The organism is Kitasatospora sp. NPDC056076 (genome assembly GCF_042266305.1).
GTDB lineage: Bacteria > Actinomycetota > Actinomycetes > Streptomycetales > Streptomycetaceae > Kitasatospora.
The window spans coordinates 73,915-88,544 of record NZ_JBHJWG010000019.1 but is presented as its reverse complement, the minus strand read 5'-3'; the positions used below and the strand labels follow the sequence as shown (position 1 = coordinate 88,544).

Sequence of the window (14,630 nt, the reverse complement as noted above, 5' to 3'; positions counted from 1 at the left end):
GGCTGACTCCGATCGGGAGGGGATGGGCTGTGCCACGTCTTCCCGCTCGGACCCGCGTCAATCCGAGGGGTCGGGAGCAATCGAGAAGGACCGTTCGGCGTCAACACCTCAAAGCCGTGGCGCACCGCCCGTCCATCAGCCGGCCGTGGCTCCTCTGCGGCGCGCTCCGAAATCCGGCGCCCGAGCCGAGTGGAGCCGACAGCCCGGACAGTACCCGCGTGGCCGCGTGCCCCTGGTTTCGGCGTGATGATCGGGGGGAGACGCGAGCCAGCCGCACTGCACGCCATCGCGGCCCGCTGTCACGAGCGGGCCGTCCCGACGTTAGGCCGGAAGCCATGACCCACTTCGTCATCTCCCTACCCGGCACCTTCAAGCAGGAGGTCACGGAAGCCGCCGAAGCACAGCTGCTCAGCGCGTTGCAGGGCTACGACCAACAGGAGGTCGGTGCAGATCCGCAGGACTTGGACATGCTGACCCTGAACTACGGCGGGCCGACCTTCACCCTTCGCCTGGAGGTGACGGCGGAGGACAGCCGCGGTGCCGAGCGGGAGGCACTGGCGCGTGCCTCCCGCGCCTTGGCCGCAGCGGGCTTCGACGGGGACGCCGCCCTGCTCGGACAGCCCGTGATCACGTCCATCGACAGCGTGGCCGACCAGGACTGACCGTCTACCACGGCCTCCTCGCGGGGGAGGCCGGCTGCCGACCCAGTCTGTGGGGCGGCGGGTCGACGGCGGCGACACCCCGTGGGGTCGGCGCGCGGCGGGCTCCGCGCCAGGCGCCCGCTGTGCGCCGGAGGTGCGGGGCGGTGGCGAGACTGCCGTCACGGTGGGCCGCTCAGCACCGAGGGTCCGGTGGGTTCTGCCGGCGGCGCCCGTTCGTTGTTATCGGGCTTGACCTGGAGTGCGCTCTAAGTGTGACGATCTTCCCGCCGCACTGCGGCATCCACCACTCTCGTCCTGACAGGGGATCACTGGCATGCGCTATCGCTCTCTCGGCACCCGTCAGGTCTCGGCCATGTGCCTGGGAACGCTGCCCTTCGGCTCGGTCGTCGACGACGCGTCCTCGTTCGCCCTGCTTGACCGGTTCGTCGAGCGCGGTGGCACCTTCGTGGACACGGCCAACTGTTACTGCTTCTGGCGGGAGGGAAGCGACGGCGGCGACAGTGAGCGCCTGGTAGGGCGGTGGCTCAAGGAACGCGGCAATCGCGAGGACATGGTCGTGGCGACCAAGCTGGGAGCCCTCCCTTCGGCCAAGGGCGGCACGTGGCCGGCCAACCGTGAAGGACTCTCGGCACCGACTGTCGCGGCTGCCGCGCGAGCCAGCCTGGACCGGCTGGGGACCGATCGAGTGGACCTGCTCTACGGGCACATCGACGACCCCGACACCTCCCTCGAGGAGACGGTCGGTGCCTTCGCCCGCCTGGTCGACCAGGGCCTGGCCGACCAGGTGGGCATGAGCAACCAGTCGCTGGAGCGTTTCGCCGCCTCCCGCGCAGTGGCCCACCGTGACGGCACAGCGGCCTACTCGGCGCTGCAGCAGCGTCACACCTTCCTGCGGCCGGCGCCCGGCGCGGACTTCGACTATCAGGTCTCCTTGGAGGACGACGTCCTCGCCTACGCCCGGACCCGGCCGGAGCTTGGCATCCTGGCCTACAGTTCGCTGCTCAACGGAGCCTACGTCCGGGGTGACCGGCCTGTGCCCGCCGAGTACCGGCACGCGAGCACCGCCGCATCGCTGGCCGTCCTGGCAGAGGTCGCACACGAGACCGGCGCCACCGCCAACCAGGTGGTCTACGCCTGGATGCTGGACGGCCCGGTCCCACTCATCCCCCTGATCGGCGCCAGCAGCGTCTCCCAGCTGGACGAGGCACTGGACGCGCTCGACCTCGAACTGACCCCTGACCAGCGGCGGCGGCTGGACACTGCCCGCAACGTGGGACAGCAGAGTTCCCGCTTCCTCTCGTAGACGGTGAAGGTGCCGTGCGCCTGATCACTGCGACCGGTGGCCCGCCCGAAGGTCGTCCTGTCCGCCCACGACGCTGCACGCGGCGTCGGACAGCTCGGCCTCGTAGTCGGGCAGGTCGACGCTGCTGACCCGCTTGCCCATCTCCAGCATCTTGTCGAGGATCCAGCGCCGGTTCAGCAGCCCGTTGCGCACCCGCAGCCCGGCCGCGGTGCCGGGTGCCAGGAACGGGCCGGTGCGGTCGCCGCCCTTCTGGCAGCCCTGGGCGTAGTCGCGCAGGACGTGCTCGTAGCGGGCGAAGGCGGCGCGGTGGTCGCCGCAGGCCCGAGCCAGCTCGCCCGCCAGGACGTAGGCCGCCACCACGGCGGTGCCGGTGCCCATCCCGCCGATGGTGGCTCCGCAGGCCGCGTCGCCGAGCAGGGCGACCCGGCCGGTGGACCAGGCGGGGACGTCGGCTCGACTGATCGAGTCGAAGTACAGCTCGGGAGCCAGCCCCAGGCTCTCCAACAGCCGCGGCACCTCCCAGCCGAGGCCTGCGAAGGCGTCCCGGACCAGCGTCTTCTGCTGCTCCATGTCGTGGCGGTCGTAACGCAGTCCGGTGGAGGCGAAGACGAAGAAGGCACCCGCCCGCGTCGGGTCGCGGTGGTCGGCGCCGACCGCGGCAAGCCGGCCCGGGACGTTGAGACCGACCGAACCGGCCGACAGGCCGAGGTAGTTGGGCAGCTGCCAGGTGGCCGCGTAGTAGCCGAGGTGGCGGACGTAGCGTTCCTCCGGGCCGAAGGCGAGCCGGCGCACGTTGGAGTGCAGCCCGTCGGCGCCGATCACCAGGTCGAACTCGCGTGGCGCGCCGTGCTGGAAGGCCACCCGGACGCCGGAGGGCGTCTGCTCCAGGGCGGTGATCGAGTCGGCGAAGAGGTACCGGGTGCGGGGCAGGCTTCGCCGGTACAGCGTTCGGGCGAGCTCCCCGCGCGGGACCTCGACCTCCCCGCCCGCGAACTCGGCAGGCAGGTGGAGGAGTTGACGGCCTCGCCGGTCGACGAAGGTGATCGGGCTGCCGCCGGTGCCGAGCGCGCGCAGTTCGCCGAGCACGCCCATCCGCTCCAGTACGGTCAGGTGGGTCTCGCCCCGGAAGTCGACCGCCTGGCCGCCGCCGCGCAGGGCCGGGGCCAGCTCGACGACGGTGGTCTCGAAGCCGTAACGCCCCAGCCAGTAGGCCAGTGCGGGGCCGGCGATGCTCGCGCCCGAGATCAGGACCGTGGTGCTCACGTGAACCACTCCATCCGAGGCCGTCGATTAACTGTGTCCGATGGACGCTATTTGCTGCTGTGTACGGTAGACACAGTTGGGTCGCTCTGCAAGGGGCGGTCCGGAAGCCCAGGGCGGAGCGGGAAGTGAACGAAGAAGCGACCGAGGCGGTGCGGCTGCTCTGGGGGCCGCCCGCAAAGCCGTCCCGGGGGCCGAGGCCCGCGCTGAGCCTGACTCGGATCGCCGCGGCAGGCATCGAGATCGCGGACTCCGAGGGCCTCGGTGCCGTCTCGATGCAGAAGGTGGCCGGCCTGCTCGACTTCACCAAGATGTCGCTCTACCGCTATGTGCCCGGCAAGGCGGAGCTGGTCGCGCTCATGGTGGAAGCCGCGGTCGGCGAACCGCCGCCGGCCGTGGACGGGCTCGGGTGGCGTGATCGACTCGCCGCATGGGCAGAGGCGTTGACGTGGTCGTTCGCCGAGCATCCGTGGTTGCTCGACGCTACCGTGGGGCCGCGGGTGATCGGCCCGAAGGAACTCGGCTGGCTGGAGCAGGTGGTCGCGGCCTTGGCGGGCCATGGGCTGACCGGCCCCGAGATGATCGACGCTGCCGTGCTGCTGGCCGGTCATGTCCGGGGCATCGCCGAACAGGCCCGTGCGGTCCGGCCGGACGGCTCACCCGAGGCGGAACTCCTGGCCGTCCTCGGCCCCCTGGTGCAACGGCACGCCGACCGCTTCCCCGCGCTCGCGGCAGCCATGGCCTCGAAGGACGGCGGCGACAGGGCGCTGGACTTCGGCCTGGAGCGCATCCTCGACGGCCTGGAGGCCCTGATCACACGCCGTACCGGTCCGACGCCGCGATGAACCGGCACCACGTCGAAGCCCCACAATGCTCATCGTCACCCGGGAGGTGGCCGCCAGTGCAAACCCCCCAGCACCCTGTGGTCGCACTGGTGCGCCTGCGCAAGCGCGACACTCTCGCGCAGGTCGCCGCCGGCTTTCGCATCAGCGTCGGCACCGCTCCTGCCTACGTCCACCAGGTCATCGGCCTCCTCGCCCGCCAGGCCCCTGGCCTGGCCCAGGCCCTGCGCGAGGCGGACGCCGAGTACGTCCTGGCCCACGGCATCTCGCCGAGTGCGACCGCGTCGGCGACGGCCCGGCCGACTACTCGGGCAAGCACCGCCTCCGCAGCGTGAACCTGCAGGTCATCACCGACCCTAAAGGGAAACTCGTATGGATCTCCCGGCCCTGCCCGGTCGCACCCACGACCTGACCGCAGCCCGTCACCACCGCATCGTGAGGACCCGCGTCGGTCTCCGCACCCCCGCCCTCGCCGACATGGCCTACGCCGGCGCGGGCGGCACGTTCGCAGTCCCGATCAGACGGCCATCCCGCGGCGAGCTCACCATCGGACAGAGATCGATCAACCAGGCCCACGCCAGGCTGCGCTACCCCGTCGAACGCGGAATCGCCACTGTCAAACGATGACGCATCTTCCACCACGCCGATGCAGCCCCAACCGCCTGACGTCAGCGGCCAAAGCCGTCCTCACCCTGGAGGGGCAGCACTGAAAGGGCTCAGCGGATTGAGCTCAGCGGCGGTCTTCTCGAATGCCTCCACCGTTCGCCTCCGTCGGCTGCTCGCGGCCACTGCGCATCCGTCAACTCCCAGCCTGCGCCGAACCTCCGACCGGCGCCGCCCGGCCCAACAGGCTGGCCTTGCCGACCTGAGCGGGAGGCGCCCCGCGGTGCGGGACGGTGCAGCCTGGTGCGCGCTGCTCGGAGCCGGGGGCGGGCAGGGTCCAGGCTGGCTGGGCGAGGTGGTGACGGAGGGCGTCGAGCCGGGCGAGGTGGACGTCGAGGGCGGCGGTGATGGTGGTCGAAGTGGCGGCCACTCGTGCTTCGAGGTCGTGGATCCGGTCCAGGAGCTGCTGCCACCGCGCCTCGGTGGCGAGGGGGTCAGGCGCGGCGTCGGTTGCTGTCATCGCGGAGCTGGTGGGCGTGGAGGGCGAGGGCGTCGAGGCGGGTGGCGAGGTCGCCGTGGGCATCGTCGAGGTGGGGGCGCATGGCGGCGAGGGGCGCTACGAGGTCGGCGGGGTCAGTGGCCCCGAGGGCAGTGGTGAGGGCGGCCTGGCTGGGGCGGGCGCCGGGGGTGAGTGGGGTCGAGGCGATCCGGGCAGCGAGGACCCGCAGCTCGACTGCGTTGTCGCGGGCCCAGGCCGCCACGGTGCGGTCGGCGGCACGGCGGTCGCGGACGGCTTTCACGCGCTCGGCACCTGTCTCGGTGGCCCTCGCGTGGGAGGTGCTGCCGGCGGGGCGCAGGCGCAGGTAGCGGTTCTCGGCGGCTTGCCGGCTGGCGACGCCCATGGGGCGAGCGAGGTCGGCCCAGGTGGCGCCGGCGGCGCGGGCGTTCTCGACCAGTCCGGCTTCCCAGCCGGCGAGCTCGGTACGCAGTTCGCGCAGCAGTATCAACGCGGCCAGGGCCTGTTCGGGGCCTGCTTCCCCCGGGCTGGGGTGCGGGGTGTCGTCGGGGGCCTGGGCGGTGCGGACGGCGTCGTCGATGGCGGCCAGGGCCACAGCGGCAGCGAGGAGGGAGGCCGGTTCGACGGGTGTCGTCACTGTGGTGGCGGGCTTCGGGGGCTTCTCACGCATGATGTCACTCTAACGATGACGATGAGTGTTTGTCATCGGATGGATGACGTGCTACAACGGTGTCAGGTGAAGCGCACTGGCACCCTTTGACCATATTTGGAGGTGTTTCGCGATGCTGTTGCGCACCGACCCGTTCCGCGAGCTCGACCGTCTGACCCAGCAGTTCCTGGGCAGCACGGGAACCTGGTCACGTCCGACTCCGATGCCACTGGACGCGTACCGCGCGGGCGAGGAATACGTGATCTGCTTCGATCTGCCCGGGGTCGACCCGGAAGCGATCGACATCGACGTCGAACGGAACATGGTGACCGTCAAGGCCGAGCGTCGGCCGCGCCACCAGGGCGAGGAAGTGAAGTGGGAGCTATCCGAGCGCCCGCTCGGCGTGTTCTCGCGCCAAGTCATGCTCTCCGACACGCTCGACCCCGCCGGGATCACCGCCGACTACGACGCGGGCGTGCTGACCCTGAAGATCCCGGTCGCCGAGAAGGCCAAGCCCCGCAAGGTCGAGATCAGCCACAGCGGAAGCCGCAAGCAGATCCAGGCCTGACCGGCCCCGATGCCGTTCCGTGCCGCCCCTGATCTCTCCCCCTCGATCGAGGGGGCGGCGCGGAACACCCCCTTCATCCGCCCGGGCCCGCGCACGCCGCGAGCCGACAGGAACAGCGAGCAGCCCCATGAAGGACCAGGGCAGAGCTCCCTTCGTCGTGCGGCCACGCGGCGAGATTGACCTCGCCTCCGCCCCGCGCCTGCACCGCGAGCTGACCTGCGCGCTCGACACGCACCAGAACGTGCTGCTCGACCTGTCCCAGGTGACGTTCATGGACTGCTCGGGCCTGGGCGCCCTCGTCCAGGCCCGCAACCAGGCCGACCGCACCGGCGGTCGGCTGGCCCTGCGGGGAGTCGGCCACCCCGTGGCCAGGCTGCTGAGACTCACCGGCCTCACCGGCCGCCTGGGCCCCGTCCCCTGACCCCGCCGGACACCACCCGCTCGAAGGGAGGACCACGGTGACGCTCCGATGGGAGGCGTTCTTGGACCGGGTCCAAGAACGCGGCGAATACGACACCGCCGACGAGGCCGAACACGTGGCCCGCGTCGTGCTGGCCCTGCTGGGCGCCCACCTCGTGGGGCAGGTCCGCGCGGACCTGGCGGCCCGCCTGCCCGAGACTCTCGCCCTGGTCCTGCTCAACCCCCTCGCGGCCACCGAGCCGCTCACCCCCGACCGGTTCGTGCGCGCCACCGCCGCCTGGATCGAGGGCGCCACCGAGACCACCGCCGTGTGGGACATCGGCGCCGTCCTGTCCACCGCCGCCGACGCCGCCGCCGCCGAGCTCATGGACCGGATCCTGCTCCAGCTCCCGCCCGGCTACGACCTGCTCTTCGGCCGCCCACACGCCGGCCACCGCCCCTGACCCGCGCAGCGCCGCCGCGCCGACCGCGCGGCCCGACGGAAAGCCGCCCGCCATGACCCGCTACCACCGTCTCCTCCAGCAGGTCCGCACCGACGGCCGCTACCCCAGCGACGCGGAGGCCGAACGCGTCCTCACCGCCGTCCTCACGGTCCTCGGCTCCCAGCTCACCGGCGACGAGCGCCGCGAACTCGCCGCAGCCCTGCCCGAGCGGGCCCGCGCCGTCCTCGCCGCCCAGATCCCGCTGCCCCGCCCCGTCACCGCCCCCGCCTTCGTCGAAGCCCTCGCCCACGCCCTGAGCACCAGTCTCACCACCGCCCGCTGGGACGCCTCCTGCGTCCTGACGGCCCTCACCACCCTCACCGACCACCACCTCACCGACCGCCTCCTCGCCCACCTGCCCCGCGGCTACGCCCTGCTGTTCGGCCGCGCGGACCTGGCCGCCGCCGCCTGACGCGGCCGGCCAGGCCCACGACCGCAGGTTCACCGCCCCCGTCACCTGCGGCGACGTGGCACGATGGACGAGCCCAGCCAGCCGGGACAGGCCCTGACAGGCCACCGTCCCGGCCGGAAGGGAGCTCCTGATGTCCTCCCGGTACGGCACAAACCTCGCCCCCGCCCACGCCCCGGCGCTGAGAATCACCACCACGACAGACAGCGGCACCGCCCGGATCGTCCACCTGCACGGCGAAGTCGACCAGGACCAGCGCCAGCGGCTGGAGCGCGCACTCCGGCGCGCCCTCGACGACCGCCCGCCCCGGCTGGTCGTCGACCTCGCCGGCCTGAGCTTCTGCGACTCCACCGGCCTCAACGCACTCCTCAAGACCCGGCTCGCCGCCAACGCGGCCGGCCTCCCCTTCGTGCTGGCCGCCCCCTGCCCACAGACCCGCCGGCTGCTGGAGATCACCGGTACCGACGAGGTGTTCACCATCCGCGACAGCGTCCACGCCGCACTGGCCGACACCGCCGCGCACACCGGATGAAGGGAGACCAACGATGGACACACCCCGGCGCTACGCGGTCACCTTCCCCGGCCCGCCCGGCGGACACGGGCCGCCCCAGGTCGTCATCGTGTACCCCACCGGCGACCTGACCCCCGCGGGGGCGGTGTACGCGGATGAAGCGGGCACCTTGCGGGTGGTGATCGAAGGCGGCGCGGCAAGACCGCTCGCTGCGCCGCCGGGCCCCGGCCACCACACTTGTCTTCACGCCCTACCCCTGCCCTGACCCGGTTCGCACTGCCCTCTCCCGGCAGTCGGCGCCGGGTCCCGGCCCGGACGCCCGAGTGACTTGATGCCCTGCTGACCGCTCAGGCTGCCCTGGGAACACCACAGGCCGTGACCGGCAGCTGGGACCTACTGCTCCCGGTGCAACCGGTAGAGGGCATACGCTTTCCTGATCACCGGCTGGGCCACGTTGCGCACCCGCACGCCGCACGCTGTCAGGCCGTGCTCGGTGCCCCGGTGGGCGTGGCCGTGGACGGCGAGGTCCGCCCCGGCACCGTCGATCACCTCGGCCAGCAGGTAGCTGCCGAGGAAGGGGTAGATCTCCAGTGGCTCCCCCTCAAGGGTGTCCGCGACGGGCGCGAAGTGTGTCAAGGCGACCCGCCAGGTGCAGCCGCGCTCCGCCAGCTGGTCCAGCCCGGCCCGCAGACCGGCCGCGCACTCCCGGCTGTGCCGGACGAAGGCCTTCATCTCGGGCTCGCCGAACTCCCCCGCGCTCCGCCCGGCGAAGCCGCCGCCGAAGCCTTTGGTCCCGGCGATGCCGACCAGTTCCCCACCGACCCGAAGCGTCGTCACCGACCGCTCCAAGACCCGAACCCCGCGCTCGGCCAGGATCGCCGCCACCTCCTGCGGCCGGCCGGCGTCGTAGTCGTGATTGCCGAGCACGGCCACCACTGGCACGGGCAGCCCGGCAACCTCCTCGGCCACGACCGCGGCCTCCGCCAACGTGCCGTGTCGGGTGAGATCCCCAGCCAGCAGCAGCACGTCGGCCTGCGCGCCCAGCCCGGCAAAGGCGGGCCGCAGCAGACCCTTGCTGTCGGGACCGAGGTGGATGTCACCGACAGCGGCGAGCCTGATCACGGCAGGTCCTCCGCTTCCTCCGGAGGCCGGTTGTCGGCCAGTGCGATGTCGGTGTGCACCACCAGGCCGGCCAGCGCCTCCGCGATGATCCGCTCGACGGCTGCCCGCCGCTTCTCGGTCGCCACGGTGCCGGCCACCGCGACGTGCGCGCCGTGCAGTTCGATTCGCAGGCCGAGCTCGCCGACCTCGTCCTCCGCCAGCCGTTGCGACAGGTGGGCTATCCGGTATTCGGTGTCTTCGGTGCCGTTCATGCCGCCTCCGGTTCAATCACCTCGAGCCGCTCCAGCAGGTACAGGAAGGCCGCCGGCATTGCTCGGTGTCCTAGCTCGGCGCGGACGCGGTGCCAGTCGACCTTCTCGCGCAGCGGACGGGCGACGGAGAGCGCCGCGCCGAAGTCGCAGTGGTGCTCGGAGAAGGCTGCGAGCAGGCTAACGATCAGGTCGGTGGCGGCGAGCACCGGCATGTGGACGGAGTCCACCGGCAGCACCTCGGCTCGGTCGAGGAGCTCCTGGGTGACCGGACGTTCGGCCAGTTCGAGGATGAGGTCCACGTCCTGGCCCAGACAACGGGCCTTCACCAACCAGTCCTCCGGTGGCAGGAAGACCACGAGTCCGGCATCGCGCAGGGTATGCGTGACGGCTTCCTCGTCCTCTCGGCAGATACAGAAGTCCGCGTCGTGCTGGAGCCGGACCATCGCGCCGTGCGCATACGCGGCTACGCCGCCCGCGAGCGCGAACGAGTGACCGTGCGCCTTCAGCAATGACCCAATCTGTTTGGCCGCCGCCAGAATGCCCTGCGTCCGGTCCGGCGGCAAGGCTGGTCCGGCCAACTCCGGCGGCGAGTTGTCAACGCGGGAGGCCGTCGGCCGTCCCAGGTCCCTTTGCTCCTGCCGCATCAATGCCTCCTCCGTAGTGATCAAGGCCCTCCACGCACCGGCGCGGATACCCTGAGCAGCCAAGGCTGACACCCGCCACGGCGCATGGTCCCGTTGCTCCGCTGACGCGCTCACGCCCTGGCCCCGCAGCGCGCACAGCGGCGGGGCGGGGCAACCCGCTTCACATGGTGGCGGTGCTCTTCCTCTGCCTGCGCTGTCGGTTCACGTACTGCTGGCGGGAGGCTTCGGCGGCCCGACTGGCCCGGTCAGCCTCAAGGCGTACCCGCTGGTTGCCGAGCGGGTGCTGCTCCCACTCGCGCAAGGCCTCGGCCTTGCGCTCGTGCCGGTCGATCACTTCCGGCAGGTCGCCCGGGCCCGTGGTCTCAGCCCTCCGGTACTCCTCGCCGAGCGCGAGAAGCCGGTCGCGCAGCTCCACCGGAAGCTCCTCCGGAACTTTGAGCCGGCCGATGGTACCGGCGATCCGCAGCGTGCCCCGGCGGGTCGAGACGACCTCCACCTGCTTCTCGATCACCTGCGGCTTCGGGCGCCGGTAGCCGGCGGTGTAGACGGGCAGCGGTTGATCGAGGCCCGCCCCGGCCAGTCCCGGGACGAGGACCAGACCTGCGTCTATCAGGTCGCCCGCGATCTGTAGTGCCTCTTTCACACCGATCGGCCGGCCTGGAGGGCCCTGGAGTGAGGCAAGCTGGCGCACGGTTACCTGCTGCGCGGCAGCGGCCTGGCAGGCAAGCCAGGCGAGCATTCGCGCCTCGACCAAGGGCAACCGGCCGACGGCGGTCGGGGGCGGGGCCTCGCCGCGCGGCGCTCGCTGCCGAAACGAAGTGGCTGTGGTCGTCAATGAAGCTCCCTCGCGCTCGGGGTCAATGGCAGTCGCTTACATGATCGGCTTTTGCGCCCTTCGGGATGAGCGGTTGGGTCGGCTGATCGGGTCGGCGCGGCCAAGGCGGGCCGGGCGCCCGTGGCTGTGCCGCGGACGCGCTCGGTGTGCCGCCCTCCGGGGCATCGGCCCTGAAGAGCACGGTTGTCAGGACAGCAGCGCGCGGACAGCGTCTTCTACCGGGCCCTGCGTTGCGACCGGTGCGCCGCTCGAGCCGAGCTCGCCGAGGGCCGGGGCGATGGTGACGCCGTCTTCGAAGAGTTCGATGAGCTGCGGGTTGATGTAGGAGGCGCGGCACACCGCTGGGGTGTTGCCGAGGTAGTGCGCAACCTCGCGGACGACCCTGGCGACGGCCCGGGTACGCGCGGCCTGCGAGCCGTCTGCCACCGGCAGCGACACCGCCAGCCCCACTGCCGCTATGACGGTGGCGTTCCAGGTCCGGAAGTCCTTGGCGGTGAGGTCGCATCCGCTGGCTTCGTGCAGGTACTCGTTGAGGTCGCTGCCGTGGACCTCGTGCCACTCCCGGCCCTGACGGTGGATGAGCAGCCGGTCACCCGGGTGACGGCTGTGCAGCAGTGCGCGGACGACGGTGCGGGTCTGCGGGTCGGCCAGGGCCGAGGTCCGCCGTTGGCCGGACTTGGCCGGGTAGTCGAAGTGGACCTCGCCTCGGCTGAGGGTGACGTGTGAGCGCAGGATGGTGGTCAGGCCGTAGGAGCCGTTGTCCCGGGCGTAGGCGTCGGATCCGATCCGGAACAGACCCAGGTCGAGCAGCCGGACCGCGCACGCCAGGATGCGCTCACGCACCAGACCGCGTCGCTGGAGGTCCTGCTCGACAGCCGCACGCAGTTGCGGCAGGCAGGCGGACACCTGGAGGACGTGTTCGTGCTTGGCCTGGTCGCGCAGAGCCCGGAACTCCGGGTGGTAGAGGTACTGGCGGCGGCCGGCCGCATCCGTTCCCACGGCCTGGAGGTGGCCGTTGGGGTACGGGCAGATCCATACGTCTGTCCAGGCCGGGGGAACGGCCAGTGCCTTGATCCGGTCCCGCTCGTCCTCGGTCACCGGTGCGCCGTCGGGCGTCAGGTAGGAGAAGCCGCGCCCGTGCCGCCGTCGCCGGTACCCCGGTTTGTGCGGGTCGCTGGTTCGCAGACGCATCGGCCAAGGTTCCGTTCTGCCGGGGGCTGCGCCGGGGCGGTGTGGCCCGGGTTCTGCGGTTTGCGGTGCCGTTGGGTTGTTCAGGGTCGCAGGTGCGGACGGGGTTCCGCGAACTTCGCTCCGGCCCGGTCCCCGAGGGCGGTGACCCACGCCGGCAGGCCCGACAGCTCGGCGGCCTCTGCGCCCTGGACGTCGTGGCACGGCCGGTCTCCGGAGCCCGGCATGAGCCGGGCGAGGAGTCCGAGCAGCCGGACGGTGGTGGCGGGTGCCACCCCCTGCATCCGGACACCGATCTTCGCCGCGGGCGTGAGGACCAGCTCGGGGCGGCGCTGCTCTGCCGCCCGGACGATGGCGCGAGCTGCCCGCTCGGCGTCCATGGAGAGCAGCGGCAGGCTGGCGGCGGCCGCGAACCAGTCGTACTCGGCGCCGGGGCGGCCGTGGAACCGCGCGGCGGTGTGCGATCCGGTGCGCATCAGCCCCGGTAGGACGGTGGTGACGCTGACTCCCGTCCCCGCGAGTTCGGCCCGCAGTCCCTGGGAGAATCCTGCCTCGGCGAACTTGGCGGCCACGTACGGCAGCAGGTGGGGTGCGGGGATGCGGCCGCCGACCGACGAGACGGTCACCACTGTGCCGGCGCTGCTGGCCCGCAGGTCGGTGAGGGCGGCCAGGGTCAGGCACAGCGGCGCAAAGTACATGGTCTCCATGGCCTGGCGGAAGTCCTGTTCGCGTAGGGCATTCAGGGGGCCGACCTGGATGATTCCGGCGTTGTTAACGAGGATGTCGAGCGGCCCGAACCGGCGGTGCACTGCGTCGAGGAGTCGGCTGGGGGCGTCGGGGTCGGTGATGTCGCAGGGGAACGAGGCGACGTTGGATGTTTCGGATCCCAACTGCTGCTCCGCCTGGTCGAGGGCGTGCGGGTCGCGGGCGCAGAGCATCACCCGGGCGCCGTGGTGCGCCAGTTCCCGGGCGATGAGCAGGCCCAGGCCTCGAGAGGAGCCGGTGACCAGGGCGGTGCGGCCCGCGAAGCGGTGCGATGGGGCGGTCATAGCGGACTCCCGGTTCTCAGGATTGGCGTCGCCGGCGGTCGGCACACGGGTCGGCTGGTGGGAAAGGGGTCAGGGTTTGAAGAGGACCTTCACCGCGCCGTCCTGCTTCTTCTGGAACATCTCGTACGCCGCGGGGGCGTCGTCGAGTGGGACGTGGTGGGTGGCGAAGCTGTCGACGCCGAGTGGGTCGTCGTCGGTGAGGAGCGGGAGGATGTCGTCGGCCCAGCGGTGGACGTTGGCCTGGCCCATGCGGAGTTGGATCTGTTTGTCGAACATGGTGAGCAAGGGAAGGGGGTCGGTCTGGCCGCCGTATACGCCGGCCAGGGAGATGGTGCCGCCGCGCCTGACGGTGCCGATGGCGAGGTGCAGGGCGTGGAGGCGGTCGATGCCGACGTGTTCCATCATCTTGGCGGCCATGGCGCTCGGCAGGAGGTTGGTGGCCTGGGCAGCGAGTTTGGCTGCGGGTGAGCCGTGAGCCTCCATTCCGACGGCGTCGATGACGGCGTCCGGCCCGCGGCCGTCGGTGAGGTCGCGGATGGTGTCGGCGAGGCCCTTGCCGTGCTCGTTCAGGTCCAGGACGTGGACGCCCCGTCGGCGGGCGCGCTCCAGGCGTTCGGGGACGAGGTCGACGCCGATCACCTGGGACGCGCCCCGGTGCAGGGCGATGCGGCAGCTCATGTCGCCGATCGGCCCCAGGCCCAGGACGGCGAGGCTCCCGCCGTCGGGTACGGCCGCGTACTCGACGGCCTGCCACGCGGTGGGCAGCACGTCGGAGAGGAAGACGAAGCGGTCGTCCACCGGGCCATGCGGCACCTTGATCGGGAGGTTGTTCCCGAACGGGACGCGCAGCAACTCGGCCTGCCCGCCGGGGACCTGCCCGTAGAGCTTGGTATAGCCGAACAGCGAGGCGCCACTGCTGTACTCGCGCACCTGGGTGGTCTCGCACTGCGAGTGCAGGCCCTGCTGGCAGGTGTGGCAGGTCCCGCAGGAGACGTTGAACGGGATCACCACCCGGTCGCCCACGCTGACGGCGGTGACGTCGGGCCCGGCCTCCTGGACGGTGCCCATGGGTTCGTGGCCGAGGATGTCACCGGCGTCCAGGAAGGGGCCGAGCACCTCGTAGAGGTGGAGGTCGGAGCCGCACAGTCCGCTGGTGGTCACCTTGATGATCACATCGGTCGGATCCGTGATGGCCGGGTCGGGAACGCTGTCGACACGGACGTCTCGCCTGCCGTGCCAGGTCAGGGCCTTCATCGTTACTCCTCGCGGGGCCGTGCCGACCTTCTCTCCCGCGCGTGTGTCCACGAGCCGGTGC

The 14,630-nt window shown here is 71.6% G+C and carries 19 protein-coding genes and 1 pseudogene; 10 read left to right on the top strand and 10 right to left on the bottom strand.

Translation table 11 applies throughout. The features are described 5' to 3' along the window. The first annotated feature begins 335 nt into the window (after positions 1-335). Complete coding sequence (locus tag ACFC1T_RS18195) at positions 336-662, top strand: hypothetical protein (protein ID WP_375889700.1); 327 nt, start codon at positions 336-338, stop codon at positions 660-662. Positions 663-975: 313 nt separating this feature from the next. Further along, complete coding sequence (locus ACFC1T_RS18190; RefSeq protein ID WP_375889698.1) at positions 976-1,965, top strand: aldo/keto reductase; 990 nt, start codon at positions 976-978, stop codon at positions 1,963-1,965. Positions 1,966-1,989: 24 nt separating this feature from the next. Here the strand turns inward: ACFC1T_RS18190 and ACFC1T_RS18185 are convergent, their stop codons facing one another. Next, a complete protein-coding gene (locus tag ACFC1T_RS18185; protein WP_375889695.1) occupies positions 1,990-3,228 on the bottom strand; it encodes an FAD-dependent monooxygenase in 1,239 nt (412 codons plus the stop codon). 125 nt (positions 3,229-3,353) lie between these two features. On the opposite strand from ACFC1T_RS18185, the gene ACFC1T_RS18180 reads away from it, so the two are divergent. Together ACFC1T_RS18180 and ACFC1T_RS18175 are read left to right on the top strand one after the other, a co-directional pair. Further along, positions 3,354-4,070, top strand: a complete 717-nt coding sequence (locus ACFC1T_RS18180) for a TetR/AcrR family transcriptional regulator (RefSeq protein WP_375889693.1) — start codon at positions 3,354-3,356, stop codon at positions 4,068-4,070. Positions 4,071-4,095: 25 nt separating this feature from the next. Next, positions 4,096-4,777 (top strand): annotated as a pseudogene (locus tag ACFC1T_RS18175) (transposase family protein). 89 nt (positions 4,778-4,866) lie between these two features. On the opposite strand, the gene ACFC1T_RS18170 reads toward ACFC1T_RS18175, so the two are convergent. Continuing rightward, the gene (locus tag ACFC1T_RS18170; protein ID WP_375889691.1) at positions 4,867-5,190 is read right to left on the bottom strand and encodes a hypothetical protein; all 324 of its coding nucleotides are present in this window, start codon (positions 5,188-5,190) and stop codon (positions 4,867-4,869) included. Next, positions 5,165-5,857: a hypothetical protein gene (locus ACFC1T_RS18165; protein ID WP_375889689.1), complete on the bottom strand. Its 693-nt coding sequence runs from the start codon at positions 5,855-5,857 to the stop codon at positions 5,165-5,167. Before ACFC1T_RS18165 ends, ACFC1T_RS18170 begins: the two co-directional genes overlap by 26 nt. Before the next feature lie 112 nt (positions 5,858-5,969). On the opposite strand from ACFC1T_RS18165, the gene ACFC1T_RS18160 reads away from it, so the two are divergent. The 6 genes from ACFC1T_RS18160 (at position 5,970) to ACFC1T_RS18135 (ending at position 8,491) form a co-directional block, all read left to right on the top strand. Continuing rightward, entirely contained in the window at positions 5,970-6,404 is a 435-nt protein-coding gene (locus ACFC1T_RS18160; RefSeq protein WP_375889687.1) for an Hsp20/alpha crystallin family protein, read from the top strand. 127 nt (positions 6,405-6,531) lie between these two features. Next, complete coding sequence (locus tag ACFC1T_RS18155; RefSeq protein WP_375889684.1) at positions 6,532-6,825, top strand: STAS domain-containing protein; 294 nt, start codon at positions 6,532-6,534, stop codon at positions 6,823-6,825. Between the two features lie 37 nt (positions 6,826-6,862). Then, positions 6,863-7,267, top strand: a complete 405-nt coding sequence (locus tag ACFC1T_RS18150) for a DUF2267 domain-containing protein (protein WP_375889680.1) — start codon at positions 6,863-6,865, stop codon at positions 7,265-7,267. Positions 7,268-7,319: 52 nt separating this feature from the next. Continuing rightward, complete coding sequence (locus ACFC1T_RS18145) at positions 7,320-7,718, top strand: DUF2267 domain-containing protein (protein ID WP_375889678.1); 399 nt, start codon at positions 7,320-7,322, stop codon at positions 7,716-7,718. Between the two features lie 130 nt (positions 7,719-7,848). Further along, entirely contained in the window at positions 7,849-8,247 is a 399-nt protein-coding gene (locus tag ACFC1T_RS18140; protein WP_375889675.1) for an STAS domain-containing protein, read from the top strand. A gap of 13 nt (positions 8,248-8,260) precedes the next feature. Next, a complete protein-coding gene (locus ACFC1T_RS18135; protein WP_375889672.1) occupies positions 8,261-8,491 on the top strand; it encodes a DUF6296 family protein in 231 nt (76 codons plus the stop codon). A gap of 128 nt (positions 8,492-8,619) precedes the next feature. On the opposite strand, the gene ACFC1T_RS18130 is transcribed toward ACFC1T_RS18135, so the two are convergent. From ACFC1T_RS18130 to ACFC1T_RS18100, 7 genes are all read right to left on the bottom strand, one after another. Then, positions 8,620-9,348, bottom strand: a complete 729-nt coding sequence (locus ACFC1T_RS18130) for a metallophosphoesterase (protein ID WP_375889670.1) — start codon at positions 9,346-9,348, stop codon at positions 8,620-8,622. Continuing rightward, positions 9,345-9,599: a hypothetical protein gene (locus ACFC1T_RS18125; protein WP_375889668.1), complete on the bottom strand. Its 255-nt coding sequence runs from the start codon at positions 9,597-9,599 to the stop codon at positions 9,345-9,347. Before ACFC1T_RS18125 ends, ACFC1T_RS18130 begins: the two co-directional genes overlap by 4 nt. Next, positions 9,596-10,243 (bottom strand): hypothetical protein, encoded by a 648-nt coding sequence (locus tag ACFC1T_RS18120; RefSeq protein WP_375889666.1) that lies wholly within the window; start codon positions 10,241-10,243, stop codon positions 9,596-9,598. The genes ACFC1T_RS18125 and ACFC1T_RS18120 overlap by 4 nt, the downstream gene beginning before the upstream one ends. Positions 10,244-10,403: 160 nt before the next feature. Continuing rightward, the gene (locus ACFC1T_RS18115; protein ID WP_375889664.1) at positions 10,404-11,078 is read right to left on the bottom strand and encodes a hypothetical protein; all 675 of its coding nucleotides are present in this window, start codon (positions 11,076-11,078) and stop codon (positions 10,404-10,406) included. Positions 11,079-11,264: 186 nt separating this feature from the next. Continuing rightward, positions 11,265-12,269 (bottom strand): DNA topoisomerase IB, encoded by a 1,005-nt coding sequence (locus ACFC1T_RS18110; protein ID WP_375889662.1) that lies wholly within the window; start codon positions 12,267-12,269, stop codon positions 11,265-11,267. A gap of 80 nt (positions 12,270-12,349) precedes the next feature. After that, the gene (locus ACFC1T_RS18105; RefSeq protein ID WP_375889660.1) at positions 12,350-13,315 is read right to left on the bottom strand and encodes an SDR family NAD(P)-dependent oxidoreductase; all 966 of its coding nucleotides are present in this window, start codon (positions 13,313-13,315) and stop codon (positions 12,350-12,352) included. A 69-nt stretch (positions 13,316-13,384) separates the two neighbouring features. Then, a complete protein-coding gene (locus ACFC1T_RS18100; protein WP_375889658.1) occupies positions 13,385-14,569 on the bottom strand; it encodes a zinc-dependent alcohol dehydrogenase in 1,185 nt (394 codons plus the stop codon). Positions 14,570-14,630 lie beyond the last annotated feature (61 nt).